Raw genomic sequence first — 2,430 nt, forward strand, 5'->3', positions numbered from 1 at the left:
TTTAGATAACACTATCGCTCTTCATCAAGATAGGCTAGATAAGTTATATAAACTAAAAAAAGGTTTCTTACAGTTTATGTTTCCAGAAGATGATAAAGCTATGTATCCAAGATTAAGATTTGCTGATTTTTCGGAAGATTGGGAACAGCGTAAGTTAGGTGAAATTTCTACTAGCTATTCAGGAGGAACCCCAACTGTTAACAGAGCAGAATATTATAAGGGGTCACTTCCATTTATTAGATCAGGTGAAATTAATAAAAATAAAACTGAGTTATATATTACAGAAAAAGGATTAAGTAATTCTTCAGCAAAGATGGTTAACATTGGAGATATCTTGTATGCATTGTATGGGGCCACAAGTGGCGAGGTGGGAATATCTTCAATTAATGGAGCTATCAATCAAGCAATTTTAGTAATTAAACCAAAAGACAATTATAATTCTCAATTTATTACACAATACTTAATGATGCAAAAACAAAAAATTATTTCTAAATATTTACAAGGTGGGCAAGGAAATTTATCTGGTTCAATTCTAAAAAAATTAACAATAATGTTACCTGAGTATCAAGAGCAAAATAAATATGCGTTATTTTTAAAAAAATTAGACACCACTATCGCTCTTCATCAAATAAAAATCAAAAAAATCCAACAAATCAAAAAAGCTTACCTTCAAAAAATGTTTATCTAACGTTATCTTTGAAGTAATCGTTAACCTCCTAAATAATAAAGAAGATGATTAAATCATCAACTATAATTTAGGAGGTTTTTGTATGATAAGCAAAAAGAAGAAGGAACAACTATTTTATGATTATTTTGAAGAATGGGTGGAATTATACAAGGTAGGTGCGGTACGACAGGTCACGTTACAAAAATATCGAATGACGACCCAACGATTAGTCGAACTGGCGCCAAAGTTAAAGATGGGTGAATTGAATCGACAACGTTATCAAGAATTATTGAACGAGTATGCGATTACGCATGAACGACAAACAACGATGGATTTTCATCATCAAATAAAAGGGTCCATTATGGACGCAGTAGATGAAGGTATTATTGATAAAAATCCAACTAGGAAAGTTATTATTAAAGGACGAGCACCCAGCGAGAAGAAAATAAAATTTCTCAATCAATTTGAAATTCAAGCGTTGTTTCGAGAAATGAACTTGGCTGCCGAAATCAATTGGGATTGGTTTATTCTATTAGTTGCGAAAACGGGACTACGCTTTTCTGAAGCACTCGGGCTAACGCCTAACGATTTCGACTTTTCGAAACAAAAATTAACCGTGAATAAAACATGGAATTATAAGCGAGCTCATGGTAGCTTTCAAGAAACAAAGAATGAATCCTCTAAACGAAAAATTCAAATTGATTGGCAAACGGCTATGCAATTTTCTCAGTTGATTAAAGGGTTGGATCCGGATGAACCTATTTTTGTGAAGAGTCGTGTATTTAATTCAACCGTGAACAATCGATTGAAAGTACTTTGTGAAAAAGCTGATAGTCCAGTTATTACAGTTCATGGATTAAGGCATACTCATGCATCACTACTTCTATTTGCGGGAGTATCGATTGCGAGCGTTGCGACACGATTAGGCCATTCTAGCATGACGACTACGCAAGAAACATACTTGCACATTATTCAAGAATTAGAAAACAAGGATAATGATAAGATTATGCAACACCTTGCTTCTTTAATGTAAATAACAAAACTAAAAAGATTGAATTCAATTTTATTTCTGAATTCAATCTTTTTATAATTATATAAACATTTTTTGAAGGTACGCCTTTTTTATTTGTTGGAGTTTATCGATTTTTTGTTGATGTAAATCAATGATGGAAGCAAATTTTTTGAAAAATAATCCCAGTTTAACTTGTTCCTCGTTACTGGGAAATCCGAATAACCTCTGCTCCATATTTCCTTTTGTAACATGAACCATGGTAGTTCCGTTTGTATTTTTTTTAATCTGTTCCCTATCATTCATCAACCAGACATATAAGAACTGCTTATCAACATCTGTGGTCGTAATTACTAACTTCCATATATGATAATGAAAAATAACGCGTTCATGTGTCCATATTTCTGGTTTAAAGTCCGTAGCCCAAAGATACAACAAATCCCCCCGATTAGCATATTTATTTTCTTCGAGTTCTAAATCAGAGTAATACCATTTGTTATTGGTGTTAAAATTTCCTACCCGTAGAACCCGGTACTTACCTTCATTCAATAGCTCCTGTTGTTTATATGCTTTGCCATTTAAAAATGATACTGCTTCACCAAGCTTACGCTGTTCCCAATCCCCTATGAAAGTAGCGAACCTTATTTTTGGTGGAAGTACATTATTTTTTGAGAGCATTCCCTGTAAAAATGCTTGATTGATTTCTTTTAGCTCAGGTAGCCCTTTCTGATGAAGAGCGATAGTGTTATCTAAA

Annotated in this window: 3 protein-coding genes; 2 read left to right on the forward strand and 1 reads right to left on the reverse strand. The window is 33.2% G+C overall.

From position 1 onward, the window contains the following. Both FC66_RS07755 and FC66_RS07760 read left to right on the forward strand, forming a co-directional pair. On the forward strand, positions 1-688 hold a 688-nt coding region (locus FC66_RS07755), incomplete at its 5' end, for a restriction endonuclease subunit S (protein WP_235804054.1). Positions 689-770: 82 nt separating this feature from the next. After that, complete coding sequence (locus FC66_RS07760; RefSeq protein ID WP_057974806.1) at positions 771-1,700, forward strand: site-specific integrase; 930 nt, start codon at positions 771-773, stop codon at positions 1,698-1,700. 57 nt (positions 1,701-1,757) lie between these two features. On the opposite strand, the gene FC66_RS07765 is transcribed toward FC66_RS07760, so the two are convergent. Next, a partial coding sequence (locus FC66_RS07765) for a restriction endonuclease subunit S (RefSeq protein ID WP_235804055.1) occupies positions 1,758-2,430 on the reverse strand: 673 nt, incomplete at its 5' end.

Source organism: Dellaglioa algida DSM 15638, from assembly GCF_001434695.1.
Classification (GTDB): Bacteria; Bacillota; Bacilli; order Lactobacillales; family Lactobacillaceae; genus Dellaglioa; species Dellaglioa algida.

Excerpts from the sequence above, each read along its gene's own strand:
- FC66_RS07760 (WP_057974806.1), top strand. The coding sequence starts at position 771 with ATGATAAGCAAAAAGAAGAAGGAACAACTATTTTATGATTATTTTGAA.